This is a genomic window from Streptomyces sp. NPDC005962 (assembly GCF_040629205.1).
Taxonomy (GTDB): Bacteria; Actinomycetota; Actinomycetes; order Streptomycetales; family Streptomycetaceae; genus Streptomyces.
The window spans coordinates 1-18,772 of record NZ_JBEXVE010000041.1 but is presented as its reverse complement, the minus strand read 5'-3'; the positions used below and the strand labels follow the sequence as shown (position 1 = coordinate 18,772).

Sequence of the window (18,772 nt, the reverse complement as noted above, 5' to 3'; positions counted from 1 at the left end):
TGAGCCGTTCGTGTACAAAACTCGGCCCGGATGTTTGCCGAAATGGACAGGGAGGGCAGGGTGCGAGGTCTCATCACGCGCTCTTGGCAAACCCTTGATGCGGATGCAGGGTGACATCGACGGTGGTAAGCGTGGAAACGTGGAGGTGGGCGGCATGAGCGGCACGGCTGCGAAGATCCTGCTGGTGACCGGGGACGCGGCCGAGTCCCTGGAGGTGCTGTACCCGTACCAGCGGCTGCGCGAGGAGGGCTACGACGTACACATCGCGGCCCCCACCCGCAAAACGCTGCGCTTCGTGGTGCACGACTTCGAGGACGGCTACGACACCTACACCGAGAAGCCCGGCTACAGCTTCCCCGCCGACCTCGCCTTCTCCGACGTCGACCCGGGACAGTACGCCGCCCTGGTCATCCCGGGCGGCCGGGCCCCGGAATACCTGCGCAACGACCCGGAGCTGCGCAAGATCTGCAAGTCGTTCTTCGACGCCGACAAGCCGGTGGCGCAGATCTGCCACGGCCCACTGCTGACGGCGGCGGTCGGCGCGCTGACCGGACGGCGGGTGACCTCGTACCCGGCGCTGGAACTGGACATGCAGGCGGCGGGAGCGACGTTCCAGGACACGGAGGTCGTGGTGGACGGCACGCTGGTGTCGTCGCGGGCATGGCCGGACCATCCGGTGTGGATGCGGGAGTTTCTGGCGGTGCTGCGACAGAAGGCGCCGATCAGCTGACAGATTCCGTTATCTGTCAGCTGATACCTGAAGTCTGAAATCTGCCATCCGCTACCCGCTGGCTGTCAGCTGTCAGCCAGCGTCTCGGCTTCCCGTACGGCTTCCTCCAGGGTGTCGACCACCGGCACCCCGGCGGCCAGCAGACTGGTCCGGCTGTGCGAGCCGCCCGTGTAGAGCACCGCCCGCGCGCCCACATGCCGGGCCGCCACCGCGTCGTCCACCGCGTCCCCTATGACCACGACCCGCTGCGGCGGCACCTTCTCCAGCGCGGCGAGATGGCGCACCATCTGCTCGGCCTTGCCGGTGGTGCTCTGCCCGGTGCGGCCGTCCACGCGGACGAAGTGGCGTTCGATGCCATGCGTACGCACCAGGGGCATCAGATTCTCGTGCGGCGCGAGCGAGCACAGCGACTGGGTGAGACCCGCCCCCTGCCACTCCGCGAGCAGCTCCCGGGCGCCGAGCGCCAGGCCCGCACTCTCGGCCAGCGCCCAGTAGTGCCGGTGGAAGGCCTCGTCCATGACCTCCCACTCGTCATCGGTGGGCAGCCGCCCCATCAGCCGCTCGTAGAAGAGCGGGACCGGGACGCAGTACAGCTCCCGGTAGCGCTCCAGAGTGATCGGCGGCAGGCCGATCTCCCCGAAGGAGGCGTTCGTCGCCAGGATCACGGCGTCGATGTCGTGAAAGAGCGTGCCGTTCCAGTCCCACACGATGTGCGTCACCCGGTTCTTCCCCATCCCTCGACGGTACCCAGCGGGACCGGCGAACGGGACAGGGCAAGTAGCTCACTCGATGAGATGGGGGATCTCCTGGGTGGCGTACCACAGCAGCTCGTGGTCCTCCGCGCCGTCCACGGTGAACTGGGCGTCGTCGTCCCCGACGTCCGCCGCGCCCAGTGCCTCGGCCGCCGCGGCGACGTCCCGCTCGGCGTCGTCGGCGTCCAGGTGCACCGCCGCGGCCTCGGACAGCCGCACGGCGGCGGCGATCCGCACCTCCCCCAGCGCGGACTGGTCCAGCCCCCGGTCCGGATCGGCGACCGCCTGCCCGTCGGGCACGTCCAGGGCCACCACCACGCGCCGCCGCGGCACCTGCCGGTCCACGGCGAGCAGCCGCAGGGACGCCTGCGCGGCCCGGCTGAGCGCGGCGTACTCCAGCTCTTCGATGTCGTCCGACACGTACCACTCGCGCAGCGCGGGCGTCACGGCGTAGGCGGTCAGCGGCCCCGGTCCCAGTTCTCCCGTCTTGTGCGCCTCGGCGAGACCGGAGAGGGTCAGGGGGACGTAGACGCGCATGGGCCGCCACTTTCACGAGACATCAGGTCCCGCCAGCATACGTTCGACGCTCCCGCCGTGAGGGCCCAGTTCGCCTCCGGGACGCCAAAGCCTCCCCCAGCCACCGCTGGGAGGTGCCCCCCTGCCGGTAGAGCGCGGTTGCCCGAGCGCCGGAGGCATCCGAGGGCCGCCGGGCCTTCATACGACAGCTCGCGGCGATGCGGCGGCCGGGGACGCGGCGCCCGGCCCCCGGCAGCCCGGTCAGCCGGGCCGCCACCCGCATGGCACCGGCGCTGCGACGGCCCTGCGGTCCGCCTCGCCCCGGCGGCACACAACGCCCAGCCGGGCGGTGGCGTGGCCCGCCTTCGGCGGGGGCGGTGCGCTGCGGGACCAAGCGGGCCGGGCCTGCGGGGCCCGGCCTCCGTCCCGGCGCAGCCCGGAACGGCTTCGCGGGGCGCCCCTCGCGGTCCCCGTTCGGGGTATTTCCGGGGGCCTGTGGACCCCGGCTCGACCGCCGCTTCCTACGCCGCCACCAGGCCTTCTACCCAACCGATTCCCCCGGATAGGTGAAGCCCCATGCCGCCCCCAGGCGCCCGGGACCGGGCATTGCGGGTGGCGGAAACACGTCGGTAGAAGTCTCCCAACGGAAGCTACTGCCCGGTACTCCCCGGGCCCGGCAGAGACGGCGAGGCGCATGCACGAGACCACCCGGACGACGACGCCGACCACAGTCACCGAGGAGGGCCGCCCGGCCCGGCGGCCGGACCACGGCGCCCACGGTGATGCCCCCAGCGGTGCCCACGGCGGCGGCAGGGGCAGCGAACGGGGCACGACGGGCACCGCGGCCCGGCGCCGGAGCGGCGGGGCCGGAGGCCGCGGCGGGCCGCCGGGCCGCCGCGATTCCCGGCGCCCGGGCGGCGCCACCGTACAGCGCCCGGGCGGCGGCGCCACCGTACGGCGGCCGGACAGCGTGCCCGGCGGCGTGGCCGCGCCGCGCCCCGGCATCCACACCGCACCGGCCCTGCGCACCGCGGCCGTCTCCCGCACGGCCGCCCTCGCCGCCTTACGACGGGAGCGGGACCGGCTGCCGCACTACTGGTTCGCGCACCGGCTGCTGCTCACCCTCAGCGGCCAGCGCCCCGTCCACACCCTGCTCGGGCACGCCCTCCCGGACGCCTACGACCAGCTGATCGCCCTCGCGCCGCGCTCCCCGCTGCGCCCCGCCGCCGGACGCGCCGCGCCCGTCGTACGGCGCTGCGGGGAGTACCGGCCACGGCACGGGGTGATCGAGGCGTTCGCCCGGATCGTCTCCGGCGACCGGCTCAGCGCGCTGGCGTTCCGTCTGGAGCTGGGCGCCGACGCCCGCTGGCGCTGCGCCGCCGTCGACCTCGGACCGCTGGTCACATGAGAAGGCCGGGGCACCGTGCGATCGCACGGTGCCCCGGCCTTCTGACGAACTGACGAGCTACTGACGCGCCGACGAGCTGACGAACGCGCCCTACTTCTTGCGGCGGCGACCGCCCTTGTTGGCCTTGCGCCGCTCCGCCCGGGTCATCCCGTCGGCCTCGGAGCGCGGCGCGGGCGGGGTGTCACCGTTGGCGAAGTCGCCTTCCACGATGCCGCCCTCGCCGTCCACCGTCGGGGCCGAGAAGTGCAGCCGGTCCGGCCGCTGCGGGGCTTCCAGGCCCTTGGCGTGGATCTCCGGACGCCCCGAGGACGCGCCCGCCGGGACCGCGTCCTGCACGTCCTTCTCCAGCGAGGCCTTCACCTCGGCGTCCTCGACCGGGACCTCCTCGACCTGCTGCTCGACCTGGACCTCCAGGTTGAACAGGTAGCCGACCGACTCCTCCTTGATGCCCTCCATCATGGCCTGGAACATGTCGAAGCCCTCCCGCTGGTACTCGACCAGCGGGTCCTTCTGGGCCATCGCGCGCAGCCCGATGCCCTCCTGGAGGTAGTCCATCTCGTAGAGGTGCTCGCGCCACTTGCGGTCCAGCACGGACAGCACGACACGCCGCTCCAGCTCGCGCATGATCTCGGAGCCGAGCTGCTCCTCACGGGTCTCGTACTGCTGGCGGATGTCGTCCTTGATGGCCTCACCGATGAACTCGGCGGTGATCCCGGCACGGTCGCCGGTCTCCTCCTCCAGTTCCTCGACGGTCACCTCGACCGGGTAGAGCTGCTTGAACGCGCCCCACAGCCGGTCCAGGTCCCACTCCTCCGCGAAGCCCTCGACGGTCTCCGCCTGGATGTACTCGTCGATCGTGTCGTTCATGAAGTGGACGACCTGCTCCTGCAGGTCCTCGCCCTCCAGGACGCGGCGGCGCTCGCCGTAGATGACCTCACGCTGCCGGTTGAGGACCTCGTCGTACTTCAGGACGTTCTTACGGGTCTCGAAGTTCTGCTGCTCGACCTGCGACTGGGCGGAGGCGATGGCGCGGGTGACCATCTTGTTCTCGATCGGCACATCGTCGGGGACGTTGGCCATCGCCATCACGCGCTCGACCATCTGCGCCTTGAACAGCCGCATCAGGTCGTCGCCGAGCGAGAGGTAGAAGCGGGACTCGCCGGGGTCGCCCTGACGGCCGGAACGACCGCGCAGCTGGTTGTCGATACGGCGCGACTCATGGCGCTCGGTGCCCAGCACATACAGCCCGCCGAGCTCCTTGACCTCCTCGAACTCGGCCTTGACCGCGGCCTCGGCCTTCTCCAGGGCGGCGGGCAGCGCGGCCGCCCACTCCTCGGAGTGCTCCATCGGGTCCAGCCCGCGCTGGCGCAGCTCGGCCTCGGCGAGGTCGTCGGGGTTGCCGCCGAGCTTGATGTCCGTACCACGGCCGGCCATGTTCGTCGCGACCGTGACGGAACCCTTGCGGCCCGCCTGGGCGACGATCGTCGCCTCCCGGTCGTGCTGCTTCGCGTTCAGCACCTCGTGCGGCACTCCGCGCTTGGAGAGCTGCTGCGACAGGTATTCGGACTTCTCCACGGAGGTGGTGCCGACCAGGACCGGCTGGCCCTTCTCGTGCTTCTCGACGATGTCCTCGACGACCGCGTCGAACTTGGCCACCTCGGTGCGGTAGATCAGGTCGGACTGGTCGACCCGGGCGAGCGCGCGGTGGGTCGGGATCGGGACGACGCCCAGCTTGTAGATCTGGTGGAACTCGGCGGCCTCGGTCATCGCCGTACCGGTCATGCCGGAGAGCTTGCCGTAGAGGCGGAAGAAGTTCTGCAGGGTGATCGTGGCGAGGGTCTGGTTCTCGTCCTTGATGTCCACCGCTTCCTTCGCCTCGATCGCCTGGTGCATGCCCTCGTTGTAGCGGCGACCGGCGAGGATACGGCCGGTGTGCTCGTCGACGATCATGACTTCGCCGTCGATGACGACGTAGTCCTTGTCCTTCTTGAACAGCTCCTTGGCCTTGATGGCGTTGTTCAGGTAGCCGACCAGGGGGGTGTTGACGGACTCGTACAGATTGTCGATGCCCAGCCAGTCCTCGACCTTGGTCACACCGGACTCATGGATGGCGACGGTGCGCTTCTTCTCGTCGACCTCGTAGTCGCCGGTCTCCTCCTGGCCGCGCTGCAGGTTCGCCGCCTCGCCCCGGGACAGCCGCAGGACGAGCTTGGCGAAGTCGCCGTACCACTTGGTGGCCTGGTCGGCCGGGCCAGAGATGATCAGCGGGGTACGGGCCTCGTCCACCAGGATCGAGTCGACCTCGTCGACGATCGCGAAGTTGTGGCCGCGCTGGACCAGCTCGTCCTGCGACCACGCCATGTTGTCGCGCAGATAGTCGAAGCCGAACTCGTTGTTCGTGCCGTAGGTGACGTCGCACGCGTACTGCTCGCGGCGCTGTGCCGGGGTCATATTGGCGAGAATGCAGCCGACCTCGAGGCCGAGGAACTTGTGCACCCGGCCCATCCACTCGGAGTCACGCTCGGCCAGATAGTCGTTGACCGTGATGAGGTGGACGCCCTTGTCGGACAGCGCGTTCAGATAGGCGGGCAGAGTACCCACCAGGGTCTTGCCCTCACCGGTCTTCATCTCGGCGACGTACCCGAGGTGCAGCGCGGCGCCGCCCATCAGCTGGACGTCGTAGTGACGCTGGCCAAGCACCCGCTTGGCCGCCTCGCGCACCGTCGCGAATGCCTCCGGCATCAGGTCGTCGAGGCTTTCGCCGTCGGCGTACCGCTCCTTGTACTCGTCGGTGAGGGCACGCAGCTCGGCGTCGGAGAGGGACAGGAAGTCCTCTTCGATGGAATTTACCTGGTCCGCGATGCGGTGCAGCTTGCGCAGGATCTTTCCTTCGCCTGCACGCATGAGCTTGTTGAAGACGGACACGTAGGCTGGCTCCTTGCCGGTCGGGCCTGGCACGGTTGTGGGGTGCGCTGGCGCGGCATTGTCAAGGGGCACAAGCCCCGCCGCAACGGCCATCGTAAGACAGACCCCGCCTGGCCGGGAGGTCCGTCACCACGCGGGCCGGGTGTCACCACACCGTGTCAACGCGTGAGAGGTCGCCGGGGTGCCCCCGAATTCGCCAAAACCACTCGCGGCACCGCGCGGCAGCGGCCCAGACTCGGCCCATGGAGCCCGTCACCCTCACCACCGAGCGACTCGTTCTGCGCCCCTTCCGGCCGTCCGACGCCCCGGCGGTCCACGCCGCCTGCCAGGACCCGGACATCCTGCGCTGGACCACCGTGCCCGCTCCGTACGTACGCGCACACGCCGAGGACTTCGTCCGGTGGACCTGCCCGGAGGGCTGGCGGAACGACAGCACCTATAACTTCGCGCTGGTCACCCAGAGTAGGGGCGGTAAGGACCGCGAGGACGGTGCGGGCGAACTCATCGGCGCCATGGGCCTGGTACGGCTGGCCCGACTGCGCGGCCCCGAGCGCCAGGCCGAACTGGGCTACTGGACGGTACGGAAGCACCGGCGGCGCGGCTACACGGGCGAGGCGGCGCGGGCGGTGGCCGAGTGGGCGTTCACCGCGCTGGGCGTGGAGCGGCTGGAGTGGTGCACGGAGGCCGGGAACGAGGCGTCGCGGGCGGTCGCGATCGCCGTGGGCTTCCGCATGGAGGGGACGGACCGGGCGCGGATCGTCCGCGAGGGCACGCGGCGGGACGCCTGGCGGGGCGCGCTGCTGCCCTCCGACTGGGGGCTGCCCTCGACCACCCCGTACCTCCCCGCCCCCGCCGCGAACCCGGTCTGAGCCACATCCGGGGCGGGGCGTTGTCGGTGGTCACCACTACGGTGGCGCGCATGACGAATCCAGCCGCCGGGTCCGGGAGTACCGCACCCCACAAGCCCGAGGTCACCCTGTCCGCCGACGAGGCGCGCCGGATCGCGCTGCGCGCCCAGGGGTTCCTGGGGGCGCCCGACCGGCGCGGCGGGGTGCGCGGCGTCCTGCGCCATCTGGGCGCGGTGCAGCTGGACACGATCTCGGTGCTGGCCCGCTCGCATGAGCTGATCCCGTACGCGCGGCTGGGCGCGGTCGGCCGCCGGGCGGTCGACTCGGCGTACTGGAGCGACACCCACGCCTTCGAGTACTGGTCGCACGCGGCCTGTGTGCTGCCGATCGAGGAGTGGCCGCACTTCGCCTTCCGCCGCCGCGCCTACCGCACCCGCCCGCACTGGCACCACGAGCTGCCGGACGGGGTGTACGACAAGGTGGTGGCGCAGCTGCGGGCCGAGGGCCCGCTGACCGCGACCGAGCTGGGCGGCGCCAAGAACGGCGGCCCGTGGTGGGACTGGTCGGCGGCGAAGGTCGCGGTCGAGCGCGCGCTCATGTACGGCGAGGTGGTGTGCGTGGAGCGGCGCGGCTGGAAGCGGGTGTACGACCTGGCGGAGCGCGCCGTGCCGGCCGCGCTGCTCCACGACGACCTGGACGACGCGGAGTGTCTGCGGCGGCTGGTGCGGCTCGCGGGCCAGTCCCTCGGCGTGGGCACCCGGGCGGACCTCGCGGACTACCACCGGCTCAAGGCGGAGCAGGTCGACGCGGTGATCGCGGACTCGGGGCTGGTGCCGGTGACGGTCGCGGGCTGGTCCAAGGCGGCCTGGGCCGATCCCGAGGCGCTGGCCGCCGCCCCGCGCGGACGGCACCGTACGACCCTGCTGTCGCCCTTCGACTCGCTGATATGGGACCGGGCGCGCACCGAGCGGATCTTCGGCTTCAGCCATCGGCTGGAGGCGTACGTGCCCCGGCCCAAGCGGGTGTACGGCTACTTCGCCATGCCGCTGCTGTCGGGCGGGCGGCTGCTCGGCCGGGTCGACCCGGCCCGTGAGGGGAGCACGCTGGTGGCCCGGCAGGTGTCGCTGGATTCGCCGAAGGCCGTGGCACCGATGGCCGAGGCGCTGCGCGAGGCGGCGGGCTGGGTGGGCTGCGACACGGTGCGGATCGAGCGCGTCGACCGCCCGGAGCTGGCCGCGCCGCTGGCGGCCGCGGTCCGCTGACCGCGGCCCGGTCCCCGCTCACCCGAGGGCGAGCGCTCACCTGATTTCGAGGATCTTCTCCCGCATCGCGTAGACCACGGCCTCCATCCGGGAGTGCAGCTGCAGCTTCTCCAGGATGTTCCGGACGTGGTTCTTCACGGTGTTCTCGCTGATGAACAGCTCCTTGGCGATGTCGCGGTTGTTCATGCCGGTGGCCACCAGCTTCAGCACCTCCAGCTCACGGTCGGTGAGCCTGGGAGCCGGTACCAGCCGCCGCTCGTCGGTGCGCTGGATCATCGACTTGAACTCGGTGAGGAGCTTGGCCGCCATCGACGGGCTGATCTGCGACTGGCCGTCGGCCACCGCCCGGATGGCGGTCGACACCTCGTCGGTCGAGATCTCCTTGAGCAGATAGCCGGTGGCGCCCGCCTTGATCGCGTCGTAGAGGTCGGCCTCCTCATCGCTGATCGTCAGCATGATGATCTTCGCGCTGGGGGCCACCTCCTTGATCGACGTGCATGCCTCGATCCCCCCGCGCTTGGGCATGCGCACATCCATCAGGACGATGTCCGGCAGCAGATCCGCCGCCTTGTCCACGGCCTCGGCGCCGTCTCCGGCCTCGCCGACGACCTGGATGTCCTCCTCCTGGGCCAGGACGATCTCCAACCCACGCCGGAAGAGAGCGTGGTCGTCCACTACGAGGACCCGAATCGGCTCCTTGCGCGGCTGTTCCCTGTCCGGCCCCAGGCGTTGGTCATCGCCTTCGTCGGACACGGGCCCGAAGCTGTCCGCCATCGTTCCTCCCCCTGAAGGCCATGGCCCTTGCGGTTTGCACGCTGTGGTGCACGGGTGCGGTACGGCATCAACCAGTCGTTTCCCCATGCCGGTTGGCCGTCGAGCCATGATTTCATGCCCGGACCGGCCACGGGACCGCGCGGCGCATACGCCGCGCGATCCCGCTCACTCTCTGTGCGCCCGCCCAGAGGCGGTCGAGGCGTCGAGGCCCGGCCGGCCTCAGGCGCCGAGCGCGCCGCCCGCGCCGCCGGGCTCCTCCCCGGCGAACGCCTCCGGCTGAAGATGAATGACCCCGTAGTCATAGCCGTGCCGCCGGTAGACGACGCTGGGATGGCTGGTGTCGGAGTCGACGAACAGATAGAAATCGTGCCCGACCAGCTCCATCTCGTAGAGAGCCTGGTCGAGCGTCATCGGGACTGCGGCGTGGGTCTTCTCACGAACCACGAGGGGGCCTTCGCCCTGGACTTCCAGGGGTCCCATCCGGGTGGTCGGGACAGTGTCCGACGGGGTGCGCTGGGCGGCGATCTCGCCGTGCCCGTTGATGCGTGCCGCGTTGGGCACCGTGATGGCCACGTCGCTGGCCGGAATGCGTCCGTTGCCACGCCGGGTGTGTCGCTTGTCATGCTGCTTGCGCATCCGCGCTTCCAGCTTGCCGGCCGCCAGGTCCAGCGCTGCGTACGGATCGGCCGCCGCGGCCTCCGCCCGGATGACCGGGCCACGGGAGCGAAGGGTGATCTCCACTCGGTCGGACCGGTCGGCCTGCCGCGGATTGTGCTCCTTGGACACCTCGACGTCGAGGCTGATCACCTTGCCGTCGAGCTTCTGGATCTTATCCAGCTTCAGCTTCTCGGCCACGTGCTTCCGGAACCGCTCGGGCACATCTGTTTTACGGCCCTTGACGACGATGTCCACGCAGAACTCCGTTCCCGGGTCGCTCCGGATCATCCACCGGAGCTCATCCCTTGTGCACTAGGCTCCGGCGTCTTCCGGAGCCACCGGCTTGGCGGCTTTCACCTCTCCTTCCCACGGGGAAGAAGTCCACCCCGTCTTGCCCAACGGCTCACAAGAAAGTACCCAAAGCACGCCAAGCGGATTTGCGAGTCATAGCACTTGCCACTCCTCACAACCGAACATAGCTCGCTCGGACGGATGTCGGCACCCCCTACCGGGCCGAACCTCCGATCAGGTGCTTCGGCATCCTTACAGCCTGCAACGACGCGGCTTCGTAATCAGTTCCGCTTATCGCTCGCGAAGGGTCTGAGACGCCCGGGAGACCTCGAAGGAGGGGCCTGCGGCGCGGCCACCACCGCCCCGCCCACGACCTGCCCGCCCGCCTCGGCCACCGCCCGTGCCGCCTCCGCGAGCGAGGCCCCCGTCGTCATCAGATCGTCCACCAGCACCACCGGGCCCGCCACCAGGAGCCGCCCGCCACCCGGCACGACCTCCAGTGCCCCCGTCACGTTCTCCCGGCGCTGCAGGGCGCCCAGCCCCGACTGGTCGGTCACCCGGCGCCGCTGCCGCAGTACCCCCGGAACCCGCGCGCGACACCCCTCGCGGCGCAGCACGCCCGCCGCGGCGAACGCGATACGCCGGGCCGGATCATGGCCCCGCGCCCCCACCGCACGCCGCGCCGAGGGCACCGGCACCAGCAGAAGCGGTGGGTCTCCCGGGGCCCGGGGCAGGGCCCCACCGGCCGCCGCCCGCACCGCACCGGCGAGCGCCTCACCCAGCGGCCCCGCCAGCCGCAGCGCTCCCCGCTCCTTGTGGGCGAGCAGCACCGCCCGGGCCTCGTCCACGTAATCCATGGCCGCGTGGACCACCGGCAGCCCCGGCGGCACCGGACCCGGCACCCGACGCGCCCCGGACCCGCGCAGCGCCCCATGACACCGGTCGCACAGCGGGACACCCGGCCGACCGCACCCCGCGCAGTCGGCCGGCAGCACCAGATCGGCGATCTCCTGCCACCAGCCCCGCATGGCCCCCACTGTCCCGTCACACCGGCCCGGCCGCCACCCCCTGTGGAAAACCACGCGCATGTGAACAACCGGGCGCCCCCATGGCGGAACAGGCGGTGACGCGGCCGCCACCGCCTCCCCCCGGCATACGGCTATCCGGGGTACACCGGCCCCGAACCGTCCTCGTCCACGGTCTTCCAGTCCGTATTCGGCAGCAGCCGGACGATCCCGTTCTCCCTGGTCTCGGCGATCAGCGGCCGGGTCTGGTCCTCCGAGGCGGCCACCGTCTCCACCCCGTTCGGGCCCGGCACCTCCGGCAGGTCCGCCGGTGAGCCGTCCGTCTCGACGTACTGCAGCTGCTGCACGCCGTCCGACTCACGGCCCGCGACCACCAGGCGGCTGTCCCCCGCCCAGGACGCGGTGTCGACGTCCTGCAGCTTCGGCGCGATCGCGTGCAGCGCCCGCACCGACAACTTCGGGTGGTCCGCCGTGCCCCGCCGCTCGATCCGGCCCAGCCGCAGCGTCGTATGCCCGCCCTGCTTGACCAGCATCGCGATCCTCGTACCGTCCGCGGACACCCGCAGCGCCGTGATCCGGCCACCGTCGAGCGCCGGCAGCGCGACCTCGTCCGCCGGGCCGGTACCGCCCCGCAGCCGCAGCAGCCGCGACCGCTGCGGGTCCCGGTCGGCCACCCACAGCCCGCCCAGCCCGTCCCAGCTGGGCGCCGTCAGCCCGTGCTCGCGGCTGCCGCCCTGGCTGTGCACCCGCACCCGGCCCCGCTCGGCGCCGGACGACAGCTCCGTCACATACAGCGACCGGCCGTCCTCGCTGACCGCGGCCGCATCCCTCTCGTCGCGCGAGACCGCCACGGTGCCCAGCCCCGCGCCGTCGGCGCCGAACGGCCCCGGCACCGGCCGTGGCTTGTCCTCGTCGTCGGACAGCCGGACCATCCGCTGCTGCGCGTCCACGAAGTACTGGTGCTGGGGCCGCCCGATGACACGGTCGGGCGCGTACGCACGCGCCGCGTCGCTCGACAGGGAACACAGCTCCGAGCCGCTCTGCCGCTCCAGCCGCACCCCGCTGACCTCATCCGATCCCTCCCAGAGGTCCTGCACCGTGAACAGCGTCTGCGCCGCCATCCGCGCACATCGGCCCGCGCTGATCTGCGCCGCCTGGTCGCTCAGCCGGATCTTCAGCGCGTTCGAATCGTCCAGCGACAGCCGGTCGGTGTGACGGCCCAGCGCCGTACCGGCCGGGAACGACGTGCTCACCACCGGATCGAGCCAGTCCGTCGGGCCGTCCAGCAGCGCCTTGACGGTCGCCGTGACCGGATTGATGCGCCGCCGCAGATAGACCGGGTCGGCGACCAGAACCTCGTCCCCCACCGTTGAGTCCGAGGCATCCGGGCCGAGCTTCGCGAAGTAGTACTTGTTGACCGAGTGGTAGATGCGCTGGAAGTCGGACTCGCCGAGCACCAGCCCGGGCGGCGGCCCGTCGATCCGCCACTCCGACCCGCGCAGGGTGAGGTGGATGCGCTTCTCGTACCTCTCCTCATCGGGCCGGTAGGCGTGGGTCGCGTCCACCGTGGCGATCCGCTCGCCCGACAGCACGACCGTCTTGCTGTTGCCGTCCCGGTCACCGGGGTCGGTCTCGACCCGCACATCCGGCGCCTGCTCCAGCACCGTGGTCTGCGCGAACGGATTCCAGTCCTTGGAGGCACCCCGGGTCAGATACTCCTTCGCGGTGGCGAAGTTCTCCTCGTCACTCGTCGTGGCCTCCAGGAAGCCGGAGACCAGCTCCGCGGGCTGCTCGCCCTTGCCCGGACTCACCCCGTACACCCGGACTTGCGAATCCACATCGGAGCGCGGCGAGGAGTCGACCCGGCGCACATCCCCGCTGTCGGGCATCGAGGCACAGCCGGACAGCAGCAGCGCCCCACACGCCAGCAGCGTGCCGGTGCCCCGCGCACGGCGGCGGGCGCCGGAGCGGGAACGGTCGCGGTCGGCACGGTCAGCGCCCACGGGGGCTGCCCTCCCCTTCGTTCGGTGTCGTTCGCTCGCGGTGCTCCCGGTGCGGCGGCTCCGCGGCGCCACGCACCACCCGCGCCCCGTTCCCCGGCAGCGCCGTCGGATCGGCCGAGGGCGCCGGGGCGTCGGCGGGCGGCAGCGCGGAGCGGGGCTGCGCGGGCACCGAGGCCAGCCGCTCCGCCGCAGGCTGCGCCTGCCCGCCGCCGGCCGGGAGCCGGTTGCGCCGGGAATCCTCGGGCTCCAGCGGGATCGGCGAACCGCGCAGCACATCGCCATTGACGCGCGGCAGCGTCAACCGGAACTGCGAACCGCCCCCGGGCTCGCCCCACGCCTGGAGCCAGCCGCCGTGCAGCCGCGCATCCTCCACCGCGATCGACAGACCCAGACCGGTGCCGCCGGTCGTGCGGGCGCGCGCCGGATCGGCCCGCCAGAAGCGGTTGAACACCCTCGTCGCCTCGCCGGGCTTCAGCCCCACCCCGTAGTCCCGTACGGCCACGGCAACCGCGCCGCCCGCCGCCGCGAGCCGCACCACCACGTCCCGGCCCTCGCCGTGCTCCACGGCGTTGACCACCAGATTGCGCAGCACCCGCTCCACCCGGCGGGCGTCCGCCTCCGCGACCACCGGCGCCTCGGCGCCCCGCACCACTATCCGGGTGCCCTTGGCGTCGGCCAGCGGCTCGGCGCCGTCGACCACCCGGTTCACCACGTCGCGCAGATCGATCTGGTCGGCCTCCAGGGCGGCCGCGCCCGCGTCGAACCGGCTGATCTCCAGCAGATCGGAGAGCAGCGACTCGAAGCGGTCGACCTGGCCCCACAGCAGCTCGGCGGAGCGCGCCGTGATCGGGTCGAAGTCCTCACGCCCCTCGTAGATGACGTCCGCCGCCATCCGCACGGTGGTCAGCGGCGTGCGCAGCTCGTGCGAGACATCCGAGACGAACCGCCGCTGCATCCGGGACAGCTCCTCCAACTGCTGGATCTTGAGCTGAAGGTTCTGGGCCATCTTGTTGAACGCCTCGCCGAGGCGGGCGATGTCGTCCTCCCCGGTGACCTTCATCCGCTCCTGCAGCAGACCGGCCGCCAGCCGCTCGGAGATCCCGGCCGCCATCCGCACCGGCGTGACGACCTGCCGCACCACCACCCAGGCGATGGCGCCGAGCAGCACCACCACGAACACCCCGGCCGTGGCCAGCGTGCCCTTCACCAGGCTCAGCGACTTCTCCTCCTGGGTGAACGGAAAAAGGTAGTACAGCTGATAGGCGTCGCCGTGGTTGTCGTCCAGCCGCTTGCCGATGATCAGCGCGGCCTCCGTGTCGCCGGAGCCGAGATGCTCGATCCGCCCGTACTGCTCATACGGCGCGGTCCGGCCCTCGTCCACCCGCCGCCGCAGGTCGGCGGGGACACTGTCCGCCTTGACGTCCCCGGAGGCCCGGGGGCCGCGGCTGGCCACATAGGGCGTCTCCCCGGAGTCGGAGCTGAGCGCGACCACCGAATACGCGCCCTTGCCGCCACTGGCCAACTGCTCCACCAGGGCGTTCAGCCACGCCCCGGCGTCCTGGGTGCCGCGGCTGCCGGGGCCCGCACCGTCCTGGCCACCGGCATCGCTCTTACGGTCGGCCATCTGCTCGGCCACCTCGAACCCGCCCACGGCCTGGCCCTGCGCGGCGTGCCGCTTGGCGTCCAGCAGTCCGTTACGCACCTGGCCGATGACGACCAGGCCGAGCAGGATCACCACGCCGAGCGACATCAGCAGCGTGGTGGCCACCACGCGCAGCTGGATGTTCCGCCGCCACAGCCGGGCAGCGGGCAGCAGCGGACGGCGCGCCCACCGCCCGAACAGGCGGATCAGGGGATGGGCCGGTCCGCCGGAGGCGCCGTCGGGCAGCAGATGCCCGCCGCTCCACAGCCTCCGGAGCAGCGGAATGTCACCCGCCGGGTCGGGGCGCCCCACCCGGCCGCTCTCCGGCGCCCCGGCTCCGGAACCCTGGGGCCGCGGAGCCGTGCCGCCACCCGTCATCTCAGCTGGGCCCGGCCTTGTAGCCGACGCCGCGCACGGTCACCACGATCTCCGGCCGCTCCGGGTCCTTCTCGACCTTGGAGCGCAGCCGCTGCACATGGACATTGACCAGCCGTGTATCGGCCGCGTGCCGATAGCCCCAGACCTGCTCCAGCAGCACCTCGCGGGTGAACACCTGCCACGGCTTACGGGCCAGGGCCACCAGCAGATCGAACTCCAGCGGGGTCAGCGCTATCGACTGCCCCTCCCGCTTCACCGAGTGCCCGGCGACGTCGATCACCAGATCGCCGATCGTCAGCTGCTCCGGCGTCGGGTCCTCGGACCGCCGCATCCGCGCCCGGATGCGGGCCACCAACTCCTTCGGCTTGAACGGCTTGACGATGTAGTCATCGGCACCGGACTCCAGCCCGACCACCACGTCGACCGTGTCGCTCTTGGCGGTGAGCATGACGATCGGCACTCCGGACTCGGCCCGGATCAGCCGGCACACCTCGATTCCATCCCGCCCCGGCAGCATGAGATCGAGCAGCACCAGATCCGGCTTGGCCTCGCGGAAGGCGGCAAGAGCCTTGTCGCCGTCCGACACGAACGACGGTTCAAAGCCTTCGCCGCGCAGCACGATGCCGAGCATCTCTGACAGTGCGGTGTCGTCGTCGACGACAAGGACGCGTCCCTTCATGAGGCCATCATCCCATTACCTGATCGTGACCTGGCGCACAGCTCTGCGATACCTCCCTCGGTGACCGGAGCGACGACACCACGCTCGGTGACAATCGCGGTCACCAGCTCCGGCGGTGTGACGTCAAAGGCCGGGTTGAACGCCTGAGTGCCCAGCGGAGCCAACGGCACTCCCATCGCCGCCTCGGCACCGGGACCCGGGGGATGCGGCACTATGACGTCCGTCACCTCGTGTCCGGGCCGCTGTTCGACCTCGATCGCCGCCCCGTCGGGGGTGTCCGGGTCCACCGTGGTGGTCGGGGCCACCACGATGAACGGCACATGGTGGTAGCGGGCCAGCACCGCGAGCGGATAGCTGCCGATCTTGTTGGCCACCGAGCCGTCCGCTGCTATCCGGTCCGCGCCTATCAGGACCGCGTCCACTTCCCCCGCCGCGAACAGCGAACCCGCCGCGTTGTCGGTGAGCAGCGTGTAGGCCATCCCCTCCCGGGCCGCCTCGTACGCCGTCAAGCGGGACCCCTGGAACAGCGGGCGGGTCTCGTCCACCCAGAGCCGCCGCAGCTGCCCGGCCCGGTGCACCGCCTTGACCACGGCCAGGGCGGTGCCCTCACCGCCGGAGACCAGCGCACCGGCGTTGCAATGGGTGAGGATGCGGTAGCCCCCCGCGGGCAGCAGCTCATCGAGGAGCGCCTGGCCGTGCCCGGCCATCCGCTCACTGGCCTCGGCGTCCTCACCATGGAGGGTGCGGGCTTCGGCGAGCGCGGCAGCGGCGGCCCGGTCGGGGTCCGCCCCGCCCCTGACCGCCGCGTGGTACGCGGCGGCGGCCCGGCGGACGCCATAGCCGAGGTTGACGGCGGTGGGGCGGGCGTGGGCGAGCGACTCGGCGGCCTCGTCCACATCGAAGCCGCGCACCGCGGCGAGGGCGACCCCGTAGGCCCCGGCGATGCCGAGCAGCGGGGCTCCCCGTACGGAGAGCGAGCGGATCGCCTCCACCAGCACCGGCACATCGGTGCACACCAGCTCGACCTCCTCGGCGGGAAGCCGGGTCTGGTCGAGGAGCACCACCACGGGCCCCTCCGGTGGTTCCTCCCAGCGCAGTGCGAAAGCAGTGGGCGCCGCGGCGCCTTCCGGGGAGCCCCGGTGCTCATCAGCCATCCGCCCAGTCTGCCCCCTGCGGCACCGACTAATGAAGTGGTCAGCCCACCCCAGCGACCGATACGCACCACAACGCACCGTGGCACGATGGCTACGAAGCGGCCGTCACCGCATCCGCGACCGGCCAACGAACGACCTACGGAGCGACGATGAACGAGTCTCCGGGCTGGGCTCCGCCCGGATCGTCCCCTTCCGACGAGCCCGACCACGGCAGTCAGCAGCCGAACGAGCCCGTCGACCACCCCGTACCGGAGCGGCCTGCGCGGGGCAGCACCTGGGCCGAGCAGCAGCCGCCCGCAGGACGCTGGACGGCCCCGGGCGGCGGCATCTCCACGCCGCCGCCCCCGCACCCGGCCGGACCGGCGAACGGCGCCGGCTGGGGAGCCGGTTTTCGACAGCCCCTGCCCGCACCCCGCCCCGGCGTCATCCCGCTGCGGCCGCTCGGTGTGAGCGAGATCCTCGACGGCGCGATCGCCACCATGCGTGCCCACTGGCGCACGGTCCTCGGCATCTCGCTCGCCGTCTCGGTGGTGGCCCAGGGGCTGATCACCGTCATCACCGGCCTGTGGTTCCGCACGACCTCCGGCACCGCCACGGTCGACAAACCGGACCCCACCCTCGGAGAGGCGCTGGAGGCCGTACGCAGCGCGCTGGGCAGCAGTTCGGTGACCTTGCTCGTCGGCGTGCTGGGCACCATCGTCACCACCGCGCTCCTGACCATGGTCACGGCCCGGGCGGTCCTGGGCCGTCCCGTGACCTCCGGCGAGGCCTGGGGCGGTGCCCGGCCGCGCCTGCTTCAGCTGTGCGGGCTGCTCCTGCTCATCCCCGCCATCACCGCGGCCGTCATCGGCGTGGGAATGGCTCCGGGGATGCTCCTCGCAGCGGTGGGTGTGGGCAGCGAGGGCGCGGCACTCGCCTCGCTCGGCGCTCTCGCGGGAACGGGCGTCGCCATCTGGCTCTGGGTCCGCTTCAGCCTTGCCGCCCCGGCCCTGATGCTGGAGAAGCAGGGAATCATCTCCGCGCTGCGCCGCTCGGCGAAGCTCGTACGGGGAGCGTGGTGGCGCGTCTTCGGAATCCAGCTTCTCTCCATCGTGCTGGTCTTCCTCGTGGCCGCCATCGTCGAGGTCCCGACCAGCGCCGTCGCGATGGCGTTCGGCGGGGACAGCGCCATCGACTACCTGTCCGGCGAGTCCGTCTCCGTCGGCTGGGCCTTTCTGATCGTCGTCGGTATCGGCGGGGTGATCAGCTCGGCTGTCACCTTCCCGATCAGCGCCGGTGTGACCGCTCTTCTCTACATGGACCAGCGCATTCGCCGCGAGGCACTCGACATCGAACTCGCCCGCGCCGCCGGCTACGGCGACTGATCTGGTGACGCTGGCAGGTGGTGGCGTCAGACCCGACCCCGTAACGGGCCCTGACGCCGCCTCCACCGCTCTCCCGGCCCGCAGCACGCTCAACACCCCCCGCTTCTCCTCACCCCTCCTGTCCGGCGATTCTGAGCGGTCCCGCACTCGCCACGCCAGGGCCGCAGCCCCGGTTCACTCGATCCGGTGATACATCAGTTCGATTGGGAACCTGGCGCTGAACGCAAAAATGCCTCGGCCCCGAGCATGAAATGCTCAGGGCCGAGGCTAAAGATTGTTCGGCGGCGTCCTACTCTCCCACAGGGTCCCCCCTGCAGTACCATCGGCGCTGAAAGGCTTAGCTTCCGGGTTCGGAATGTAACCG

General features: G+C 71.4%; 15 protein-coding genes and 1 rRNA gene. 5 read left to right on the top strand and 11 right to left on the bottom strand.

Going from position 1 to position 18,772, the window contains the following annotated elements; translation table 11 throughout:
• Positions 1-154 precede the first annotated feature (154 nt).
• A complete protein-coding gene (locus ABZ370_RS40000) occupies positions 155-730 on the top strand; it encodes a DJ-1/PfpI family protein (protein ID WP_358632131.1) in 576 nt (191 codons plus the stop codon).
• A 65-nt stretch (positions 731-795) separates the two neighbouring features.
• Here the strand turns inward: ABZ370_RS40000 and ABZ370_RS39995 are convergent, their stop codons facing one another.
• Both ABZ370_RS39995 and ABZ370_RS39990 read right to left on the bottom strand, forming a co-directional pair.
• Entirely contained in the window at positions 796-1,464 is a 669-nt protein-coding gene (locus ABZ370_RS39995; RefSeq protein WP_358632128.1) for an HAD family hydrolase, read from the bottom strand.
• 48 nt (positions 1,465-1,512) lie between these two features.
• Positions 1,513-2,019, bottom strand: coding sequence for a hypothetical protein (locus ABZ370_RS39990; RefSeq protein ID WP_358632125.1), 507 nt, complete (start codon positions 2,017-2,019; stop codon positions 1,513-1,515).
• 673 nt (positions 2,020-2,692) lie between these two features.
• On the opposite strand from ABZ370_RS39990, the gene ABZ370_RS39985 reads away from it, so the two are divergent.
• Entirely contained in the window at positions 2,693-3,406 is a 714-nt protein-coding gene (locus ABZ370_RS39985; RefSeq protein WP_358632122.1) for an Rv3235 family protein, read from the top strand.
• 90 nt (positions 3,407-3,496) lie between these two features.
• Here the strand turns inward: ABZ370_RS39985 and secA are convergent, their stop codons facing one another.
• Entirely contained in the window at positions 3,497-6,331 is a 2,835-nt protein-coding gene (gene secA / locus ABZ370_RS39980) for a preprotein translocase subunit SecA (protein ID WP_358632119.1), read from the bottom strand.
• A 242-nt stretch (positions 6,332-6,573) separates the two neighbouring features.
• Between secA and ABZ370_RS39975 the strand changes: the two genes are divergently transcribed.
• Both ABZ370_RS39975 and ABZ370_RS39970 read left to right on the top strand, forming a co-directional pair.
• Positions 6,574-7,200: a GNAT family protein gene (locus ABZ370_RS39975; RefSeq protein ID WP_358632116.1), complete on the top strand. Its 627-nt coding sequence runs from the start codon at positions 6,574-6,576 to the stop codon at positions 7,198-7,200.
• Between the two features lie 50 nt (positions 7,201-7,250).
• The gene (locus tag ABZ370_RS39970) at positions 7,251-8,441 is read left to right on the top strand and encodes a crosslink repair DNA glycosylase YcaQ family protein (RefSeq protein WP_358632113.1); all 1,191 of its coding nucleotides are present in this window, start codon (positions 7,251-7,253) and stop codon (positions 8,439-8,441) included.
• A 36-nt stretch (positions 8,442-8,477) separates the two neighbouring features.
• On the opposite strand, the gene ABZ370_RS39965 is transcribed toward ABZ370_RS39970, so the two are convergent.
• From ABZ370_RS39965 to mtnA, 7 genes are all read right to left on the bottom strand, one after another.
• Positions 8,478-9,215: a response regulator transcription factor gene (locus tag ABZ370_RS39965; RefSeq protein ID WP_358632110.1), complete on the bottom strand. Its 738-nt coding sequence runs from the start codon at positions 9,213-9,215 to the stop codon at positions 8,478-8,480.
• 219 nt (positions 9,216-9,434) lie between these two features.
• On the bottom strand, positions 9,435-10,127 hold the full coding sequence (gene raiA / locus ABZ370_RS39960) for a ribosome-associated translation inhibitor RaiA (RefSeq protein ID WP_358632107.1): 693 nt from the start codon (positions 10,125-10,127) through the stop codon (positions 9,435-9,437).
• Between the two features lie 317 nt (positions 10,128-10,444).
• On the bottom strand, positions 10,445-11,191 hold the full coding sequence (locus ABZ370_RS39955; protein WP_358632104.1) for a ComF family protein: 747 nt from the start codon (positions 11,189-11,191) through the stop codon (positions 10,445-10,447).
• A 131-nt stretch (positions 11,192-11,322) separates the two neighbouring features.
• Positions 11,323-13,191, bottom strand: a complete 1,869-nt coding sequence (locus tag ABZ370_RS39950) for an LpqB family beta-propeller domain-containing protein (protein WP_358632101.1) — start codon at positions 13,189-13,191, stop codon at positions 11,323-11,325.
• Positions 13,181-15,100: an MtrAB system histidine kinase MtrB gene (gene mtrB, locus ABZ370_RS39945; protein WP_358632241.1), complete on the bottom strand. Its 1,920-nt coding sequence runs from the start codon at positions 15,098-15,100 to the stop codon at positions 13,181-13,183. Before mtrB ends, ABZ370_RS39950 begins: the two co-directional genes overlap by 11 nt.
• A 112-nt stretch (positions 15,101-15,212) precedes the next feature.
• Positions 15,213-15,890: a two-component system response regulator MtrA gene (gene mtrA, locus ABZ370_RS39940; RefSeq protein WP_358632098.1), complete on the bottom strand. Its 678-nt coding sequence runs from the start codon at positions 15,888-15,890 to the stop codon at positions 15,213-15,215.
• Complete coding sequence (gene mtnA, locus ABZ370_RS39935; protein WP_358632095.1) at positions 15,887-17,044, bottom strand: S-methyl-5-thioribose-1-phosphate isomerase; 1,158 nt, start codon at positions 17,042-17,044, stop codon at positions 15,887-15,889. The genes mtrA and mtnA overlap by 4 nt, the downstream gene beginning before the upstream one ends.
• A 149-nt stretch (positions 17,045-17,193) precedes the next feature.
• On the opposite strand from mtnA, the gene ABZ370_RS39930 reads away from it, so the two are divergent.
• A complete protein-coding gene (locus ABZ370_RS39930) occupies positions 17,194-18,408 on the top strand; it encodes a hypothetical protein (protein ID WP_358632092.1) in 1,215 nt (404 codons plus the stop codon).
• A 276-nt stretch (positions 18,409-18,684) separates the two neighbouring features.
• On the opposite strand, the gene rrf is transcribed toward ABZ370_RS39930, so the two are convergent.
• A 5S ribosomal RNA gene (gene rrf, locus ABZ370_RS39925) occupies positions 18,685-18,772 on the bottom strand; the annotation flags it as partial.